Below are 251 nucleotides of genomic sequence, written 5' to 3'. Positions count from 1 at the left end.
CAACTGAAGTAGTTGTAGATAAGGCTGTAGATGTAAAAGATGCAGTGGTAAACAAAGCTGTAGATGTAAAAGACGCAGTAGTAGAAAAAGCATCAGATGTAAAAGAAGCAACTGCAGAAAAAGTAGAAGAAGCGAAAGAAGTAGCATCGGAAGCTAAGGAAGCAGTAGTAGAAAAAGCAGAAGATGTAAAAGAAGCAACTGCAGACAAAGTAAAAGAAGCAAAAGAAGTAGCATCGGACAAAGCAGATGAA

At 37.8% G+C, this 251-nt stretch carries 1 pseudogene; it reads left to right on the top strand.

Annotation, left to right across the window (positions count from 1 at the left end):
• Positions 1–251 (top strand): annotated as a pseudogene (locus GEMHA0001_RS04520) (Asp23/Gls24 family envelope stress response protein); the annotation flags it as partial.

The sequence above is a fragment of the Gemella haemolysans ATCC 10379 genome, from assembly GCF_000173915.1.
Taxonomy (GTDB): domain Bacteria; phylum Bacillota; class Bacilli; order Staphylococcales; family Gemellaceae; genus Gemella; species Gemella haemolysans.
This window is presented reverse-complemented; position numbering and strand designations above follow the sequence as displayed.